The organism is Algoriphagus aquimarinus (assembly GCF_007997215.1).
Lineage (GTDB): Bacteria > Bacteroidota > Bacteroidia > Cytophagales > Cyclobacteriaceae > Algoriphagus > Algoriphagus aquimarinus_A.
This window is the reverse complement of sequence record NZ_VORW01000028.1, coordinates 1-15,470: the sequence shown is the minus strand read 5'-3', so window position 1 is coordinate 15,470 and position 15,470 is coordinate 1. Positions and strand designations below refer to the sequence as shown.

At 40.1% G+C, this 15,470-nt stretch carries 15 protein-coding genes; 8 read left to right on the top strand and 7 right to left on the bottom strand.

Translation table 11 applies throughout. The features are described from left to right. Window positions 1-214: 214 nt before the first annotated feature. The 6 genes from ESV85_RS20860 to ESV85_RS20835 all read right to left on the bottom strand — a co-directional run bounded on the left by ESV85_RS20860 (window position 215) and on the right by ESV85_RS20835 (window position 6,189). Window positions 215-1,111 carry a metal ABC transporter permease gene (locus ESV85_RS20860; protein ID WP_146921079.1) on the bottom strand — a complete coding sequence of 299 codons (897 nt, stop codon included), beginning with the start codon at window positions 1,109-1,111 and terminating at the stop codon, window positions 215-217. Next, entirely contained in the window at window positions 1,101-2,393 is a 1,293-nt protein-coding gene (locus ESV85_RS20855; RefSeq protein ID WP_146921078.1) for an iron chelate uptake ABC transporter family permease subunit, read from the bottom strand. The genes ESV85_RS20860 and ESV85_RS20855 overlap by 11 nt, the downstream gene beginning before the upstream one ends. Window position 2,394: 1 nt before the next feature. Beyond that, window positions 2,395-3,183 (bottom strand): metal ABC transporter ATP-binding protein, encoded by a 789-nt coding sequence (locus ESV85_RS20850; protein WP_146921077.1) that lies wholly within the window; start codon window positions 3,181-3,183, stop codon window positions 2,395-2,397. After that, the gene (locus ESV85_RS20845; protein ID WP_146921075.1) at window positions 3,180-4,094 is read right to left on the bottom strand and encodes a metal ABC transporter solute-binding protein, Zn/Mn family; all 915 of its coding nucleotides are present in this window, start codon (window positions 4,092-4,094) and stop codon (window positions 3,180-3,182) included. Before ESV85_RS20845 ends, ESV85_RS20850 begins: the two co-directional genes overlap by 4 nt. Continuing rightward, window positions 4,091-4,753 carry a metal-dependent transcriptional regulator gene (locus ESV85_RS20840; RefSeq protein ID WP_146921073.1) on the bottom strand — a complete coding sequence of 221 codons (663 nt, stop codon included), beginning with the start codon at window positions 4,751-4,753 and terminating at the stop codon, window positions 4,091-4,093. The genes ESV85_RS20845 and ESV85_RS20840 overlap by 4 nt, the downstream gene beginning before the upstream one ends. Before the next feature lie 314 nt (window positions 4,754-5,067). Next, a complete protein-coding gene (locus tag ESV85_RS20835) occupies window positions 5,068-6,189 on the bottom strand; it encodes a glycosyltransferase (RefSeq protein ID WP_146921071.1) in 1,122 nt (373 codons plus the stop codon). Window positions 6,190-6,209: 20 nt separating this feature from the next. Between ESV85_RS20835 and ESV85_RS20830 the strand changes: the two genes are divergently transcribed. Together ESV85_RS20830 and ESV85_RS20825 are read left to right on the top strand one after the other, a co-directional pair. Further along, complete coding sequence (locus tag ESV85_RS20830) at window positions 6,210-7,025, top strand: 2,3,4,5-tetrahydropyridine-2,6-dicarboxylate N-succinyltransferase (protein WP_146921069.1); 816 nt, start codon at window positions 6,210-6,212, stop codon at window positions 7,023-7,025. A 10-nt stretch (window positions 7,026-7,035) separates the two neighbouring features. Next, window positions 7,036-7,638, top strand: coding sequence for a tetratricopeptide repeat protein (locus tag ESV85_RS20825; RefSeq protein WP_146921068.1), 603 nt, complete (start codon window positions 7,036-7,038; stop codon window positions 7,636-7,638). A gap of 264 nt (window positions 7,639-7,902) precedes the next feature. On the opposite strand, the gene ESV85_RS20820 is transcribed toward ESV85_RS20825, so the two are convergent. Next, window positions 7,903-8,496, bottom strand: a complete 594-nt coding sequence (locus tag ESV85_RS20820; protein WP_223276076.1) for a molecular chaperone DnaJ — start codon at window positions 8,494-8,496, stop codon at window positions 7,903-7,905. A gap of 337 nt (window positions 8,497-8,833) precedes the next feature. Between ESV85_RS20820 and ESV85_RS20815 the strand changes: the two genes are divergently transcribed. The 6 genes from ESV85_RS20815 to ESV85_RS20790 all read left to right on the top strand — a co-directional run bounded on the left by ESV85_RS20815 (window position 8,834) and on the right by ESV85_RS20790 (window position 15,147). Next, window positions 8,834-9,241: a DUF4332 domain-containing protein gene (locus ESV85_RS20815; protein ID WP_146921067.1), complete on the top strand. Its 408-nt coding sequence runs from the start codon at window positions 8,834-8,836 to the stop codon at window positions 9,239-9,241. 90 nt (window positions 9,242-9,331) lie between these two features. Continuing rightward, entirely contained in the window at window positions 9,332-10,870 is a 1,539-nt protein-coding gene (locus tag ESV85_RS20810; RefSeq protein WP_146921066.1) for a helicase HerA-like domain-containing protein, read from the top strand. A gap of 37 nt (window positions 10,871-10,907) precedes the next feature. After that, complete coding sequence (locus ESV85_RS20805; protein WP_146921064.1) at window positions 10,908-12,113, top strand: NAD(P)/FAD-dependent oxidoreductase; 1,206 nt, start codon at window positions 10,908-10,910, stop codon at window positions 12,111-12,113. 5 nt (window positions 12,114-12,118) lie between these two features. Beyond that, on the top strand, window positions 12,119-12,469 hold the full coding sequence (locus ESV85_RS20800; RefSeq protein ID WP_146921062.1) for a hypothetical protein: 351 nt from the start codon (window positions 12,119-12,121) through the stop codon (window positions 12,467-12,469). 146 nt (window positions 12,470-12,615) lie between these two features. Further along, window positions 12,616-13,581 (top strand): YheT family hydrolase, encoded by a 966-nt coding sequence (locus tag ESV85_RS20795; protein WP_146921060.1) that lies wholly within the window; start codon window positions 12,616-12,618, stop codon window positions 13,579-13,581. Window positions 13,582-13,629: 48 nt separating this feature from the next. After that, window positions 13,630-15,147 (top strand): FMN-binding glutamate synthase family protein, encoded by a 1,518-nt coding sequence (locus tag ESV85_RS20790; protein ID WP_146921058.1) that lies wholly within the window; start codon window positions 13,630-13,632, stop codon window positions 15,145-15,147. Window positions 15,148-15,470 lie beyond the last annotated feature (323 nt).

Sequence of the window (15,470 nt, the reverse complement as noted above, 5' to 3'; positions counted from 1 at the left end):
AAAGGCTGAAATATTCCTAATGAGTGTATTTCTTTAACATTCAGACTTTATGCTTATCTGCTCGCAAAAGTGCTAAAAGCAATTGAAGAAATAGTAAACTTTTAAATTGATGTGACTTCTGTTACCGGTCTTCCGTCTTCGGTCTTCGGTCTAGTTAATCAAAGAAAATACGGCAACTGGCATTATATCGGATAATTAGGTAAAATTTTAAGTTTCAATTCTCCAACGGCTTGATGGAAGTGGAAGTTCCGAATATCCAATTCGGTTTGATACTTTTCACGAATGCGCTGCCGAGGAAAACAATTCCCCCAACTGCAACCATCATTCCGGCAATCGAGCTATCCACCAAATATGCCATGTAGTATCCCGTTATAGCAATAAAAATACCTAAAGCGCAGGTAAGTTTGATAAGAGATGTTAATTTTTTGGTCCAGAGGAAAGCAGTGGCAGGAGGGACGACGAGTAAAGCCACCACCAAAATAGCTCCCACAGCTTCGAAACTACTTACCGTAGTATAAGATACCATGCTCATCAATGCAAGGTTGATCGCACCGGCTGGAAGTCCTATCACTAAGCCAAAGTTTTCATCGAAACTTGTTAGGTTTAACTCCTTATATAACAGGAATATAAACACACTGACTAAAACCAAATTCAATACTGCTAGGTAGGTAATTCTTGGCCCCATACTAAAGCCTGCATCAGTTATCCAAAGGTCAATAGGCAGGTAGGCTATCTCCCCATAAAGCACACATTCTTGATCTAAATCTACTTTGTATGCAAGCATGTTTATAAGGATAATTCCTATAGCAAAAAGGAGAGTAAATGTGATCCCAATCGATGCATCCAGCTGCACTTTAGCTTTATTTTTCAGCCAATCAATAATGAGGGTAGCCAAAATCCCTAAAATACCAGCTCCTATAATTACTTCCAATCCGCGCTGACTACCTGAAACAAAGAAACCAATAACAATTCCTGGTAAGACTGCATGCGAGATGGCGTCGCCTGTCATAGACATTTTGCGAAGCATCATAAATACACCTAATAGCCCGCAAGAAATTGAAATCAAGGAGGCGGTGAAAATGATTAGAAATGCATTTTGGTCAAAGCTCATCGTTGTCGCGGGGGATAGCCTCTTGGTGAGGATCGAGTTTAGGATAATTTAATCTATTCTCTAGTAAAGCTTCAAGCTCAGGAGTAAGGATGTGTTCCAGTTTTTCGGCTGAATCATGCACGTGATCTGGAGCAATATTCATGTACTCATTCAGGTAGAGTTCCCAAAGTCTATGGAGTCTTACAATTCGTTTTGCTTCTGATTTACCTTTTGAGGTAAAGTCAATAAGCCCTTGATTTAGAGTCAATAAATCGGTTTTAAGTAATTCATCAATAGTATGCTTGGTTTGTCTCTTTCTGTAAGGAAAGGACTCATAGATTTCTTCTATAGGGAAGGAATTCTTTCCACTTTCCAATCCATGATAAATCAATTTCAGCAAGTGGTCTTGATGCGTTTTTTTCAAATAATACTTTCTAGCGATGAAGCGTGAAAGCACTCCTTTTTTTGGAGCAAAAAGAAAAGAAGCAAAGGCAAACAGTGAAAGGAATACAACCACCCATGGGCCTGTGGGCATCTGTGGAATCACGAATGAAACGTATGTTCCAAGGATCCCAGAAACAGCAGAAAATGCTCCGGCGATCAATAGGAGTTTACCGAGCTTGTCAGTCCAGAACCTAGCGGCAGCTCCAGGAGCAATCAGCAAAGCTGCCATCAGGACAACTCCTATAGCTTGTATTCCTATCACCACAGCCAATATCATCAGTACATTAAATACCAAGCGAATTGCTCCCATGGGATAGCCAATCGACTTTCCAAAGTCAGCATTGAATACCAGCATGGAGAATTCCTTTCGGAATGCCGTGAGCGTGATGATGATCAATATCGCCAGACCTCCATAGATATAAAGGTCTTCTTCTAAGATAGCTATGGCATTTCCGAAGATAAATTGGTTGAGGCCAGCCATCTCTGGATTTCCTGATTTCTGGATTACCGTCAAGAGGACTACACCAAAGCCAAAGAAGATAGATAGGATAGAGGCAATGATAGCATCATCGCTCAGTCTCGTATTGCTCTTCAACCAGGAGGTAAGAAATGTAGCCAGCGCCCCAGATAGAAATGCTCCTGTCACTATATAAATCGGATTTTTTTCTCCAGCGAGCATAAAGCCTAAGCAAATGCCGGGAAGTACTGCATGTGAGATCGCATCTCCGAGCAAAGCCTTTTTGTCGAGAAAACTGTAGGTCCCCACGTAGGCGGAACCTATGCCCAAGAGGGTAATCCCAATTACCACAAAGGCAATGGAAGAATCCTGAAATGTGAAGAAGTAGAGGAAGTCACTCATATCAGCTCTTCAATGGATTAAAGTCCTTTTGTCTAATAATATCAGTCACTTTGGTAAGTAGGTTCAGTTTTCCTCCGTAAGTTTTCCTTAGAAGTTCTTCCGTGACTACTTGTGCTTTTGGGCCGGATGCTACCAAGTGTAGGTTTAGCATGATGATCCAGTCAAAGTAATTCATTGCAGAGTGTATGTCATGATGCACTACAATTACTGTCTTGCCTGCTGCAGTCATTTCTTGCAATAGCTGAAAGATTGCCGTTTCGGTGGCCATGTCCACTCCAGCAAATGGCTCATCCATTAAATATAAGTCAGCTTCCTGTGCCAAAGCTCGAGCAATGAAAACCCGCTGCTGTTGTCCACCGGAAAGCTCAGAAATCTGTCGATCTACAAAAGCCTGCATGCCTACTTTCTCCAGACAATCCATTGCTATTTTCTTTTCCTTTTTTCCTGGCCTTCTGAAAAGACCTAGTTTTCCATAGGTGCCCATCATGACCACATCGAGGACGGAGGCAGGAAAATTCCAATCCACTGATTCACGCTGTGGGACATAACTGATCCGACTTCTTACTTCATTTAACTCTCGGTCAAAAAGTTTGACATATCCTCCAGTTATTGGAATCAAACCCATGACAGCTTTAATCAAAGTGGACTTTCCTGCACCATTTGGCCCAAGTATTCCGATCAGCTTTCCGGCAGGAAGGCTCAAATCCACATTCCATAAAACTGGACTTTGATCGTAACTGACAGTCAGATCGTGTATTTCTAAAACTGGGGAATCTACGTTTATGATCATTGTGTTAGGCTTTCAAAAATTACTTGAACATTGGTTCTTACCATTCCTATATACGTGCCGGCAGGAGAGTCTGGAGCACCAAGACTATCTGTGTAAAGTGGACCAGCTAATTCGATTTCATGGTTTTGATTGGCGCAGCCAGCTACTACTGCTTCGATGGCTTTGGGGGAAATAGTCTGTTCTGCAAAAACTGCATGAATATTTCGCTCGACGATGAAACTCACCAATCCTGTCAAATCCCGAAGTCCTGGTTCGCTCAACGTGGATAATCCTTGCAAGCCTAGTACTTCCAAATTATAAGCTTTTCCAAAATAGGAGAAGGCATCATGAGCAGTAATCAATGCTTGATTTGCTTTGCGAAGCTCAGCTACTTTGGTGATGTTGTCTTGATGAACTAGTGATAATTGGGCAAGATAGGATTCAGTGTTTGTGCTTACTGCTGACTTCCATTCAGGTTGCCATTTTATGATTTCATCGGAAGCATGCGCAAGAGCTAGGGACCAAAGCGAGACGTCAAACCAGATATGAGGATCTACGGAGTGAGCCTCGGGTCCGGAGCTCAGTAATAGTTCGTGAGGAATATTTTCAGATACATTAATCAAGTTTTGACTGAATGCCAGTTTCTCAAAAATCTCTGTCATTTTTCCTTCCAAGAAAAGTCCATGGTAGATAACCAAGTCTGCATTTTGGAGCAAGTCCAAATCCCGTACGGATGCCTTATATAAATGTGGATCCACACCGGCTGGCATAAGAGAAACCACGTCTGCATTATCGCCTACGATGTTCCTGATTCCATCTGCAAGAATGCTGGTCGTTGCGACTATTTTCGGCTTTAATCTCTCTTTCTTATTCTCAAATTTACAGGCGAAAGAAAGCAATAGTAGAGGCAGTATTACCAGGAATTTCCTCATGACTGAATTGCCAAAATATTCGCCGCGACATCCTTAGACATAAAGAGTGTTTTCTTCTGATCGACGAGAATTTCCATCGATCCGTCAAACTCTACTTTGTCCAAAACTTTGATTCTTGCTCCTATGTAGGCGCCTACTTTATCTAGGTATTTGAGGAAGGCTGCCGAGCTGTCTTTTACTGCTACTATTTGACCCGATTGATCTATGTCCATCTCGTTCAAAGCAAGTCTTGGTCGAGCCCTCACATCTCCATATTCATCAGGAATTGGATCACCGTGTGGATCAAATTTTGGGAAGTTCAGATACGAATCCAATCGCTGAATAAGTAGGGGAGATTGGATGTGCTCTAGCTCCTCGGCTACCTCATGAACTTCGTCCCAAGCGAACTGTAATTTTTCTACCAAAAACACTTCCCAGAGTCTGTGTTTTCGGATTGTTTGTAATGCTCTTTTTTTGCCTTCTTCCGTGATGTTGACACCGTAATACTTTCTGTATTCAATCACCTCTTTATCACCAAGCTTTCTGAGCATGTCCGAGACAGAAGCTGCTTTGGTTTTTATTTCTGCTGCCACATCATTGGTGGATACACTTTTAGTGCCCCCGTTTGAAAGGTGATAGATCGCTTTTAGGTAATTCTCCTCAGCTGTAGTTAAGGTCATGGTATTCCAATTTATACTAAGGCAAATATAAATATTAATTTAGATATAGCTAAAAATATATTCAATAGTGACTAAATCACCTGTGGATAACCCGTTTTCAAATGTTATTAGCATTTTAGTCTTACCTAAAAATAAGATTAGGCTTGGGTTAAAATGTATTCAAATATCTGATAAATAGATATTTGATAATTGTGTTTCCCTGACTTTGATAAGCTATATGTAGAAAACCCCCAGTTTCCATTTTGTCAAAATGGGTGTTAAAATTAAGGCATAGGTGGATAACTGTGGATAGTAATCCACATGCTGTTTAAAACTTACAGTGAGGAAATTGCTGTGATGAAATCTCTGTGTTGAGATTTCCACAGTATAGAGCTGCCAGGACTTTGAGTGAAATATTCCTGATTGAGTGCGGCATTGAATTGCTGGGGCGCCTGCTGCAAGTCAAAAAAGTCTATTGGAAAACCTCCTGAGAATGGCGCTAAAAAGTCTAACCAGTTTGGGTTGCCGCCTATCAATACAGGGATACCAAGTGCGGCTGCTTCAAAAAGTTTAGTGGGCATTTTGTCTTTAATAGACGCTCGATTTTGATAGGGTAAAATCGCAAAATCTACTCCCGAGTATGCTGCTATAATCTCTTCATGAGGGACGGGAGAATTGGATGATTTAAGCTGAATTTGGGTGATGTTTTCAGAGGCTTTTTGGAGCTCAATTTCATAGCTTGGCACTGTACAATGTCCAATAATTTTGAGCGTAGAATCAGGGAATTTCTGTAAGATTTCCTTGAACCACCTGATTGCTTCAACAGTCCCAAAAGCAGGAGTGAGGGTTCCCGAAATCAGAAAATCATATCCTTCTTTTTCTGGGATTTTGAAAGGTGAAACGGCCTTAATTTCTCCGGCAAATTTATTCTCCAAAATCAAAAAAGGAGTTTTCTCAGGCATCTCTTTAGCGTAGCATTTCTCAGCTAGCAAGAATAAATCTATTCCTTTTCCCTTTTCCATTCGGGTTATTAGGCTGCTTAATCTTGCCTTTTTTTCTATGCTTAAGGTAGGGTTTAGGTCTAAATTTTTGACATAGTTTTCCTGTACATCATAAACCAATTTGTAGCCCAAAATCCCTTTAAAAAATGAAGCGATTGGAAGGTATTCATAGGTGCAACAGATCAGGATTTTCGGACGAACTTTCAGTAGAATTCTCAAGAATCTGATTTGTGAGGAGATTCTTTCCCAGGTTGAGTGAACCTTTGAAAAAGAAGAATAAAAGATTTCATCTTCGCAATTTTCTATAGGTAATTGTGAAAATCCCATAAAACTTAAGCGATATAGACCTGTTTCTCGCAATGAAAGGCCAAGCTTTCCATAAGCTCTTGTATCTTTGACGGGCTTTAGACTTGATGCGATCAAGACTGGAATTCGAGAATCAAATTTTCCACTCATAAACGAAACTAACCAAAATAATGGAACTGAAAACAATCATTGAGCAGGCTTGGGACAACCGAGAACTATTAAAAGAAGAAACTACTCAACAAGCCATCAGAGCTGTAATCGCAGATCTTGATGCGGGTATTATCCGTGTTGCTGAGCCTACTGATGACGGTAATTGGAAAGTAAATGATTGGGTGAAGAAGGCCGTAATTCTTTATTTCCCTATCCAGAAAATGGAAACTATCGAAGTGGGACCATTTGAATTTCATGATAAAATGGCGCTTAAAACCAACTATGCAGAGAAAGGTGTACGCGTAGTACCTCACGCAGTGGCTCGCTACGGAGCATATCTAGCTAGTGGAGTAGTGATGATGCCAAGTTATGTTAATATAGGTGCTTATGTGGACGGTGGCACGATGGTTGACACTTGGGCTACTGTCGGTTCCTGTGCGCAGATCGGCAAAAATGTTCATTTAAGTGGTGGAGTAGGTATCGGCGGAGTATTGGAGCCTATACAAGCTGCCCCAGTAATTATCGAAGAAGGTGCATTTATAGGTTCTCGTGCTATCATAGTAGAAGGAGTGAGAATAGGTAAAGAAGCCGTGATAGGTGCTGGAGTTACCCTGACAGCAAGTTCTAAAATAATTGATGTCACTGGATCTGAGCCTATAGAATACAAGGGTTATGTACCTGCGCGTTCTGTAGTTATTCCTGGATCTATTGCCAAAATATTCCCAGCAGGCACTTTCCAGGTTCCTTGCGCTTTGATCATAGGTCAAAGAAAAGCATCTACCGATCTCAAAACCTCTTTAAATGATGCGCTTAGAGATAACAGTGTAGCAGTTTAAATCAACTATAATGAAAACGAGTACGCGAGCGATTCTAGCTCTATTTATTTCAGCAGCCCTTTGGTCTTGTTCAGAAAAGAAAACAAGTTCCGGAGATGCCTATTTCAATAAAGGAGAATATGCGAAAGCAGCCCTTGAGTATTCTGAAGATTTGAAATTTAATCCCAATGATGTTCGAATGCTTTATAATAGAGGCCGAGCAAATGAGGAGCAAGGAAATTACGAAGAAGCAAAGGCGGACTTTGAAAATGCGCTAGAAGTAGAGCCAAATAATTTCCAGGTATTACTCAGTTTGGCAAACGTTCATTATAATCAAAAGAACTATACCAATGCCTTACTGTATTCTGATCAAGCAGCTGAAATCCCTGGTGCGCCTGCTATGGCCTCTTTCATGAAGGCTAGAGCGCTACATCAATTGGGTAAGCCTGATGAAGCGTTGAAAGCTTATGGAAATGCAATTGCAGTGGATAAGGAATTCGGTCAAGCCTACTACAACAGAGGTTTGTTGAAGGTGGCAATGAAAAGAGTCGGGTCTTCATGTGAGGACTTTCAACTCGCAAAAGCCTTAGAATATCCTGGGGCAGAAGAGGCTTACGCCAAATATTGTAAATAAATTAAAACCGGCCTCGGCCGGTTTTTTTTATGTTTTTTTTTAAAATAGGAAGATCTATTGAGTGGTAGCAGTAATCAAAGTGTTACGTTATCCAGCTTCTCGAGAAGCTGGATATATACTGGTCAGCTAAGTCTCAAAAACTGCCACTGAAATCTGATCACTACAATTATCTTTCGATAACTGCGACTGACCGCTGGACTCTGATCACTGAGACTGACAACTAATAACCAACAACAATTAACCAACAACAACCAACCTTACTTTTCAATGCTCATGAGCTTCTTCTACGTGATTGCAGACATCTTCTGAGCTTAATTTCCCGGTACCACCACAGGTTCTACAAGAGCTTACCTCTTTCAAACTTCCTTCGCATACAGGGCAAGTGAGCCTTCCATTGCCTGAGCATCTTTCGCACTCGAAGTACTCTACGATTTTAAATATATTCATCTTAGTGATCATCCCAGATCCATTACATCTACTGCAGCCAACCACACCTTTTCCTTTGCAGTAGTGACATTCCTGCTCGATTTGTCTGTTTCCATCACATGTAAAACAAGTTTGGTATCGATAGCCTCTGCGGTCGCAAAGCTGGCATTCTTGAATTTCCTTCAATGGGGTCTCTAGGCGCTGTTGTAGTTCTTGAGCTCCTTTGTAATGCCCACCAGTAAATCCTGTTAACTCTAAATACTTATTTAGAAAATTAGCTGAGTTGTCATATTGCTTAAGTTGAAAGAGTGTCTCCGCGAATAAATAAGGCATTTCTTCAGGAAGCGGCTGACCAGAATCGATCAGGTTTCTGAATATAGAATTTGCCGTTTCATAGTCATTTCTCTCAATAGCCGCTTTTGCTCCTTTCATCCAATGGTCTGTTTGACCTAGATTTGGACCGATTTGCGCAAACGTTATTTGGCCAAAAGCCAATGTGAAAATAAAACTTAGAAGTAGAAGGGAGGGGTGAAATTTAAAGCTCACAGGGATATTTTTTTTCTAGAGTAGCAATAAAGGTAGAAGTTTCTTTTTCGTAAAGTTAATGTTTCCAAAAGGGCAAATATCTTCATAATCTGCTAAATGGATTTTAGAAGTTAAAAATTGTCTTTATTTTAGGATTAAATTCTATTGAATGCTTAATTATTTATCCTTTAAGCTGAACCACTGAATTTTCAGTCATATTACTTTAATCCTAAAAATTAAAAAGATGGGAAAACCAATCACAATGATCGAGAGCATCGGTCCTGTTATGAAAGAGAAACTTAGCGCTGCTGGAGTAACTTCTGTAGAAAGTCTGCTAGAAAAAGGTGCATCCAAGGCTGGTAGAAAGGCTATTGCTGATGCCTCAGGCTTAGATGAAAGTAAGATCCTAGTATGGGTGAATATGGCTGATCTTTTTAGAATTAATGGGGTTGCTAGTCAATTTGCAGAACTTCTTAAAGCTGCGGGAGTAGATACAGTAAAGGAATTGAGAAACAGAAATGCAGAAAATTTACATGCTGCTTTGGTGAAAACTCAGGAAGAAAAAGGACTAACTAGAGTAGTACCTGCTGCTTCAAAGGTTGCCGACTTCGTAGAGCAGGCCAAGTCTCTTGAGCCTTTAGTTACGTATTAATCATTTTACAATTACCTTTTTTATTGAGAAACCTTTTTGCTCTAGGCATCAAGGTTTTTTTTGTAGTTTGGTTTCATAATCATTTTGACCATGAGCAAGACAGAAGAATTTATCACCCATTTGGCCGAAGGTCAAAAATATAAAAAAGACTCAATAGTCTTAGGAACTGGTGTTTTGGATGGAGTACCAGTCCCAGGTGCCCAAATCAAAATTGCCCTAAAAACAATGAACCGGCATGGTCTGATTGCTGGAGCAACAGGAACCGGCAAGACGAAAACCCTTCAAGTGATTGCAGAACAACTGGCCTTGAAAGGAGTGCCTTCTGTTTTAATGGATCTGAAAGGAGATCTATCAGGGCTTGCACAGCCAGGTACTGCTAATGATTTCATTAAGAATCGCTCTGAAGTCATTGGTGTAGACTATGTACCGATGGGTTTGCCGATAGAATTGATGTCTATTTCTGACGAAAAAGGAGTGCGATTGAAAGCTACTGTATCTGAATTTGGTCCAGTTTTGATAGGACAGATACTTGAGCTAAATGATACTCAGCAAGGTGTGATTTCACTTATTTTCCGCTACTGTGATTTAAATCATCTTCCACTAGTGGATCTGAAAGACCTTAAACGAGTTCTTCAATTCATTACCAATGAAGGTAAAGAAGCTATCCAAAAGGAATATGGTCAGGTATCTTCAGCTTCGGTGAATACGATCATGCGAAAAATCATAGAACTGGAACAGCAAGGTGCAGAGCGCTTTTTTGGCGAAAAATCCTTCGAAGTAGAAGATTTTTTGAGAACGAAAGATGGGAAAGGTATCATCTCCGTGATTAGACTGACTGATATTCAAAGTCGACCTAAGTTGTTTTCCACATTCATGCTCAGTCTACTATCTGAAATTTATGAGTCATTCCCTGAGCAAGGAGACGCAGACCAGCCTAAGCTATGTTTGTTTATTGATGAAGCTCATCTGGTGTTTTCCAACGCTTCCAATGATCTTCTTGATAAAATTGAAGCAATTGTCAAACTGATCAGATCAAAAGGGGTTGGTGTTTATTTTTGTACCCAAACTCCAACGGATGTACCTGATAGTATTTTGGGGCAACTGGGTTTGAAAGTGCAGCATGCCTTGAGGGCTTTCACTGCTAAGGACCGTAAGGCAATCACAAAAACAGCAGAAAATTATCCTGATTCAATTTATTATGAGACTTCCGAAGTGTTGACTTCGATGGGAATCGGAGAAGCGCTAATCACAGCTTTGAACGAAAAAGGTATTCCTACACCACTTGCGCATACACTTGTGAGAGCACCGATTACAAGAATGGATATTTTGAGTCCTTCAGAAATAGATGCTGTTGTCCAGAATTCTGCTTTAGTTTACAAATACAATCAGGACATAGACCGAGAAAGTGCTTTTGAGCTATTAGAAAAGAAAATGGCGGATCTTGAGGAGATTCAGAAAAAAGCTGAATTGCCAGGGCCAAAAGCATCAACGACAACTAGCAGAACAACTAGTAATGATGATTCTCTTTTTGCAGAATTGAGTAAGAACACCATGGTAAGACAGTTGGGAAGAACGATTTTCAGAGAATTAACCAGAGGGATATTGGGTTCATTCACTAAAAAAAGATGATCCTATTAAATAATTGAAATACAATAGTTTATATAAGGTGAAGATTGTAATAATAGGAGGGGGAGCAGCTGGTTTTTTCGCAGCTATTCACGCAAGTGCGCCAGGAATAGATGTAACTATTTTCGAAAAATCCCCAAAGCTTTTATCTAAAGTAAAAGTCTCTGGAGGTGGGCGGTGTAATGTCACACATCGGCCTATGGAAATCTCAAAATTGGTCAAAAACTACCCCAGAGGCGAGAAGTTTTTAAAACGTGTTTTTCCCAAATTCAAATCTGAGGACACTATCAATTGGTTTGAAAGTAGAGGAGTGGCTTTGAAGATTGAAGCTGACGGTAGGATGTTTCCTGTTTCTGATTCGTCTCAATCTATAATCGATGTATTACTTAAAGAAGCTCAAAAACTCAATATCACTATTCGTAAGTCCTGTGGAGTGAAGTCCATTACTCCTGTTGAAAGCCAATATAGGCTGGAGACAGATGATGGGGTTTTCCTTGTTGACAAGCTAATAATAGCCACAGGAGGACATCCTAAATTGGATAATTATTCCTTTCTCAAAGGTTTAAAGCATAGTATTTTAGATCCAATCCCCTCGCTTTTTACTTTCAATACTCCCAAGGAATCACTTCGTGAACTCATGGGGCTGTCGGTAGTAGATGGAATAGTCAAAATAGAAGGGACGAAAATGACTTATAGAGGTCCTGTGTTAGTGACGCATTGGGGGGTAAGTGGGCCTGCAGTTTTGAAATTATCTGCATTTGGTGCACAATGGCTAAAGGATAAAAACTACGTTGCTACGGCATTGATTAATTGGAATGGAGCGTATGGAGAGGAAGAATTTAGTGCGCAAATCAAAAGCTATCTACTGGCTCATCCTAATCGTAAAGTAGAGAGTCATTCGCTTTTTGAAATCCCAGCTAGGCTTTGGGAGCACTTTTGTGCACGTTCGGGAGTAGAAAATGCACAATTATATGGCACACTGTCGAAAAAGCAAATCAATAAGTTGGTACAGAATCTTTTTTGCTATACTTTGAAAGTTGAAGGGAAGACTACCTTCAAAGAAGAATTTGTAACTGCCGGAGGAATTGCCTTGAATGAGGTAAATCCGGAGACCTTGGAAAGTAATTATCACCCAAACCTTTACTTTGCCGGGGAAGTTTTAAATATAGATGGGATCACTGGTGGCTTTAATTTCCAAGCTGCCTGGTCTACTGGTTTTCTTGCAGGTACAGCCTCACTGAAATAACGCATATGGAACAACTTTATCCAGAACTAGATCAGCTCATTTGCGAAATGGCTGATGGTGACAAAGATTTTGAAAAAGATCTTACTTTGGCGATTTATAATGGGCTACTAGAACTCAGAGAAAAATATGCTGAAGGTTCATCTGAAAAAGATGATTTAAAAATTCAGCAAATCCGGCATAAATTAAAACCAACTCTCAGCATATTTGAATTATCACACATCACAGATGAATTGCAAGTAGGCAAGGAAATTATTGAAGGTGAAGGGTTTGAGGGAGTTCTATTTAAATCGCATTACCATAGGTTGCAAGAAAAACTGGAAGCTGCCATTCAGCGTGTCCATAAATTGACGCTATAAAAAAAGGAGCTGACACCCGCCGCTCCACTTTTGAAATCGTTACCCTATGAAGTATTATGTTTTACGCTACAAAAGTAGGCCAAACAGATTTCATGTATTTTAAGGGATCATGAATTTCATGTAAAGCTTTCTATTTTTGAAGCCACATGAGTATTATCAAATCTACCTACACAGGACCTCCGGCATATTTGTTCAATGGACATCTGGAAACTATCATTCCCAGTATATTCAGAAAAGTCTCCGATGTAAGCTATAAGAGAGAGAAAATTGACACGCCTGATGGCGATTTTTTGAATTTGGATTGGTCAAATGTCGGCAGCTCCAAATTGCTTATTATTTCTCATGGATTAGAAGGCGATTCTGAACGACATTATGTCAAAGGAATGGTGAAACTATTCAATTCCAGCAAAGTAGATGTATTGGTTTGGAACAATCGTTCATGTGGTGGAGAGATTAATTTGAGACCAATTCTATACCATCATGGAGCTAGTTACGATGTGGATACGGTAATTTCTCATGTTCTTAAATCTCATTCTTACCAAGATATTTTCTTAACAGGTATAAGTATGGGCGGAGCACAGACTCTCAAATACCTTGGAGAAAAGGGAATTGATTTGCCTGTTGAAATAAAACGAGCTGCGGTCTATTCCACGCCTTGTAATTTACTCTCAAGTGCCGCTACGCTGAAATATCGAAGTAATACTTTTTATAAGAATAAGTTTCTAGGCAAACTCAAAAATAAAATGCGTGAGAAAGCAGTCCAATACCCTGACTTGATAGATTTGGAACAATTGGAAAGAGTCACTGATTTTGATGCGTTTGATACACTTTTCACTGCTAAACTGCATGGATTCAAGGACGCTGCGGATTTTTACAAATCAGTAAGTGCGGATAATTGGATGCCTACTATCGCAATCCCTACTTTAGTAATTAATGCATTAAATGACCCGCTCCTAGGAGGTGAATGCTATCCTGTGAAGCTTGCGGAAATCAAGAAAGAACTCACTCTAGAAATGCCAAAAAGAGGCGGACACACAGGCTTTGTGATCAGTAAGAATGAATTTACTTGGGCGGAATATAGAGTTCAAGAATTCCTCTTAGAACGGCTTTAGGCCTAAGGGTTTTAGTATATTGTAAGCTAATTCAACAAAAAAGTTACTATGAGAAAAGCGTTTTTCATCAGCCTTGTACTGCTAGCATTGCTGACATTTTTTCTAATCTGGTATTTCCAATTTGTCCAATTTAAGTTTGGATATTTTATACTGGGGATTATTGTAATTCTTTTCGCTGTAGGGCTTTATGATGTTAATCAAAAGACTCATGCCATTCTGAGAAACTTTCCTGTAGTTGGTCATTTCCGCTATTTGCTGGAGAAAATCAGTCCTGAAATTCAGCAATATTTCATCGAAACGAATACAGATGGAAGGCCATTCAGTAGAAATATCCGATCCTTAGTTTATAGAAGAGCAAAGAATGTAAATGATACTCACCCATTTGGTACACAGCGAGATATCAATGGAGAAGATTACATTGGTTTAAGACATTCTATTTATGCCGTTCATACAAATGATGAAGATCCTCGAGTAACGATCGGCAACGATTCATGTAAACAACCTTACTCTTCATCGATCTTTAATATTTCAGCAATGAGTTTTGGTTCTCTCAGTTCCAATGCAGTGAAAGCGATGAATCTGGGAGCCAAAAAAGGCGGATTTTCTCATAATACTGGAGAGGGCGGAATATCTACACATCATAGGGAAGGGGGAGATTTAGTTTGGCAAATAGGTACTGGGTATTTTGGATGCCGTGATGATCATGGTAATTTTAGTGAGGAGAAATTCACTGAGAAAGCAAATTGGCCTGAGGTCAAAATGATCGAAATTAAGATTTCTCAAGGAGCTAAACCAGGTCATGGCGGAGTACTTCCAGGCGTGAAAAATACTGCCGAAATAGCTGAGATACGAGGGGTTTTGAAAGGAACTACGATTCTTTCACCACCTGCCCACAGCGCTTTTACTAATGCTTCAGAATTAATTGATTTCGTTGCCAAACTTCGAGACTTGTCTGGCGGTAAACCTGTAGGATTCAAGCTTTGTGTGGGTAGAACTGAGGAATTTACGGCTATCTGTAAAGTGATGGTTTCCAAGAATATATTCCCTGATTTTATTACTGTAGATGGGGCCGAAGGTGGGACAGGAGCTGCACCTTTAGAATTCTCCGACAGTGTGGGCTTACCGCTTGAACCTGCACTTATTTATGTTAGGATGACCTTAGAAAAGTTTCAGATACGTAGCCAGATAAAAATCATCGCTTCGGGTAAAGCTATAAGTGCCTTTGCAATTTTGAAAAACATTGCTCTTGGAGCTGACATATGTAATTCAGCAAGGGGTTTTATGTTCAGTGTGGGTTGTATTCAGGCACTTCGTTGCAATACCAATGAGTGTCCAACTGGCGTAGCTACACAAAGGGCTAGCTTAGTAGGAGGTTTGGTGATTACAGATAAATCTGAGCGAGTTTATAATTTCCACAAAAATACGGTTCACGCAGTCCAAGAACTGCTTGGAGCTTCTGGCCATACCCATACATCCGAACTCAGTGCCAGTGATCTGGTGAAAGGAGATGAAATGATCAAACTGGCTAATAGATATCTGCCTGATTCTGTGAATACTCAGGTGTAGGTTTACTTCGAGGAAATCCCGCCAAGGCGCAAAGGCGCAGTTTATTTATTCAGGAGTCACCGTTCCGGTTTGGCTTTAGTTCAACTGGTTCAAGTCTTATGACTTGGACCCATTATAATGCAGTCTTCAGACTGCTTATTTCATGACTATTTTTTTGAGCAGTCTGAAGACTGCAATTTGCACGGCACAAGTCATGAGACTCATATCTTTGGAATGAATCAAAAAAACAGAATAATGGTGTAGCCAGACTTCGAGACTAAGTACGGCAATGTCGATACTGTGCGCAAGGAATCACACCTTTATTCTTTCCTCTTCAAATCTGA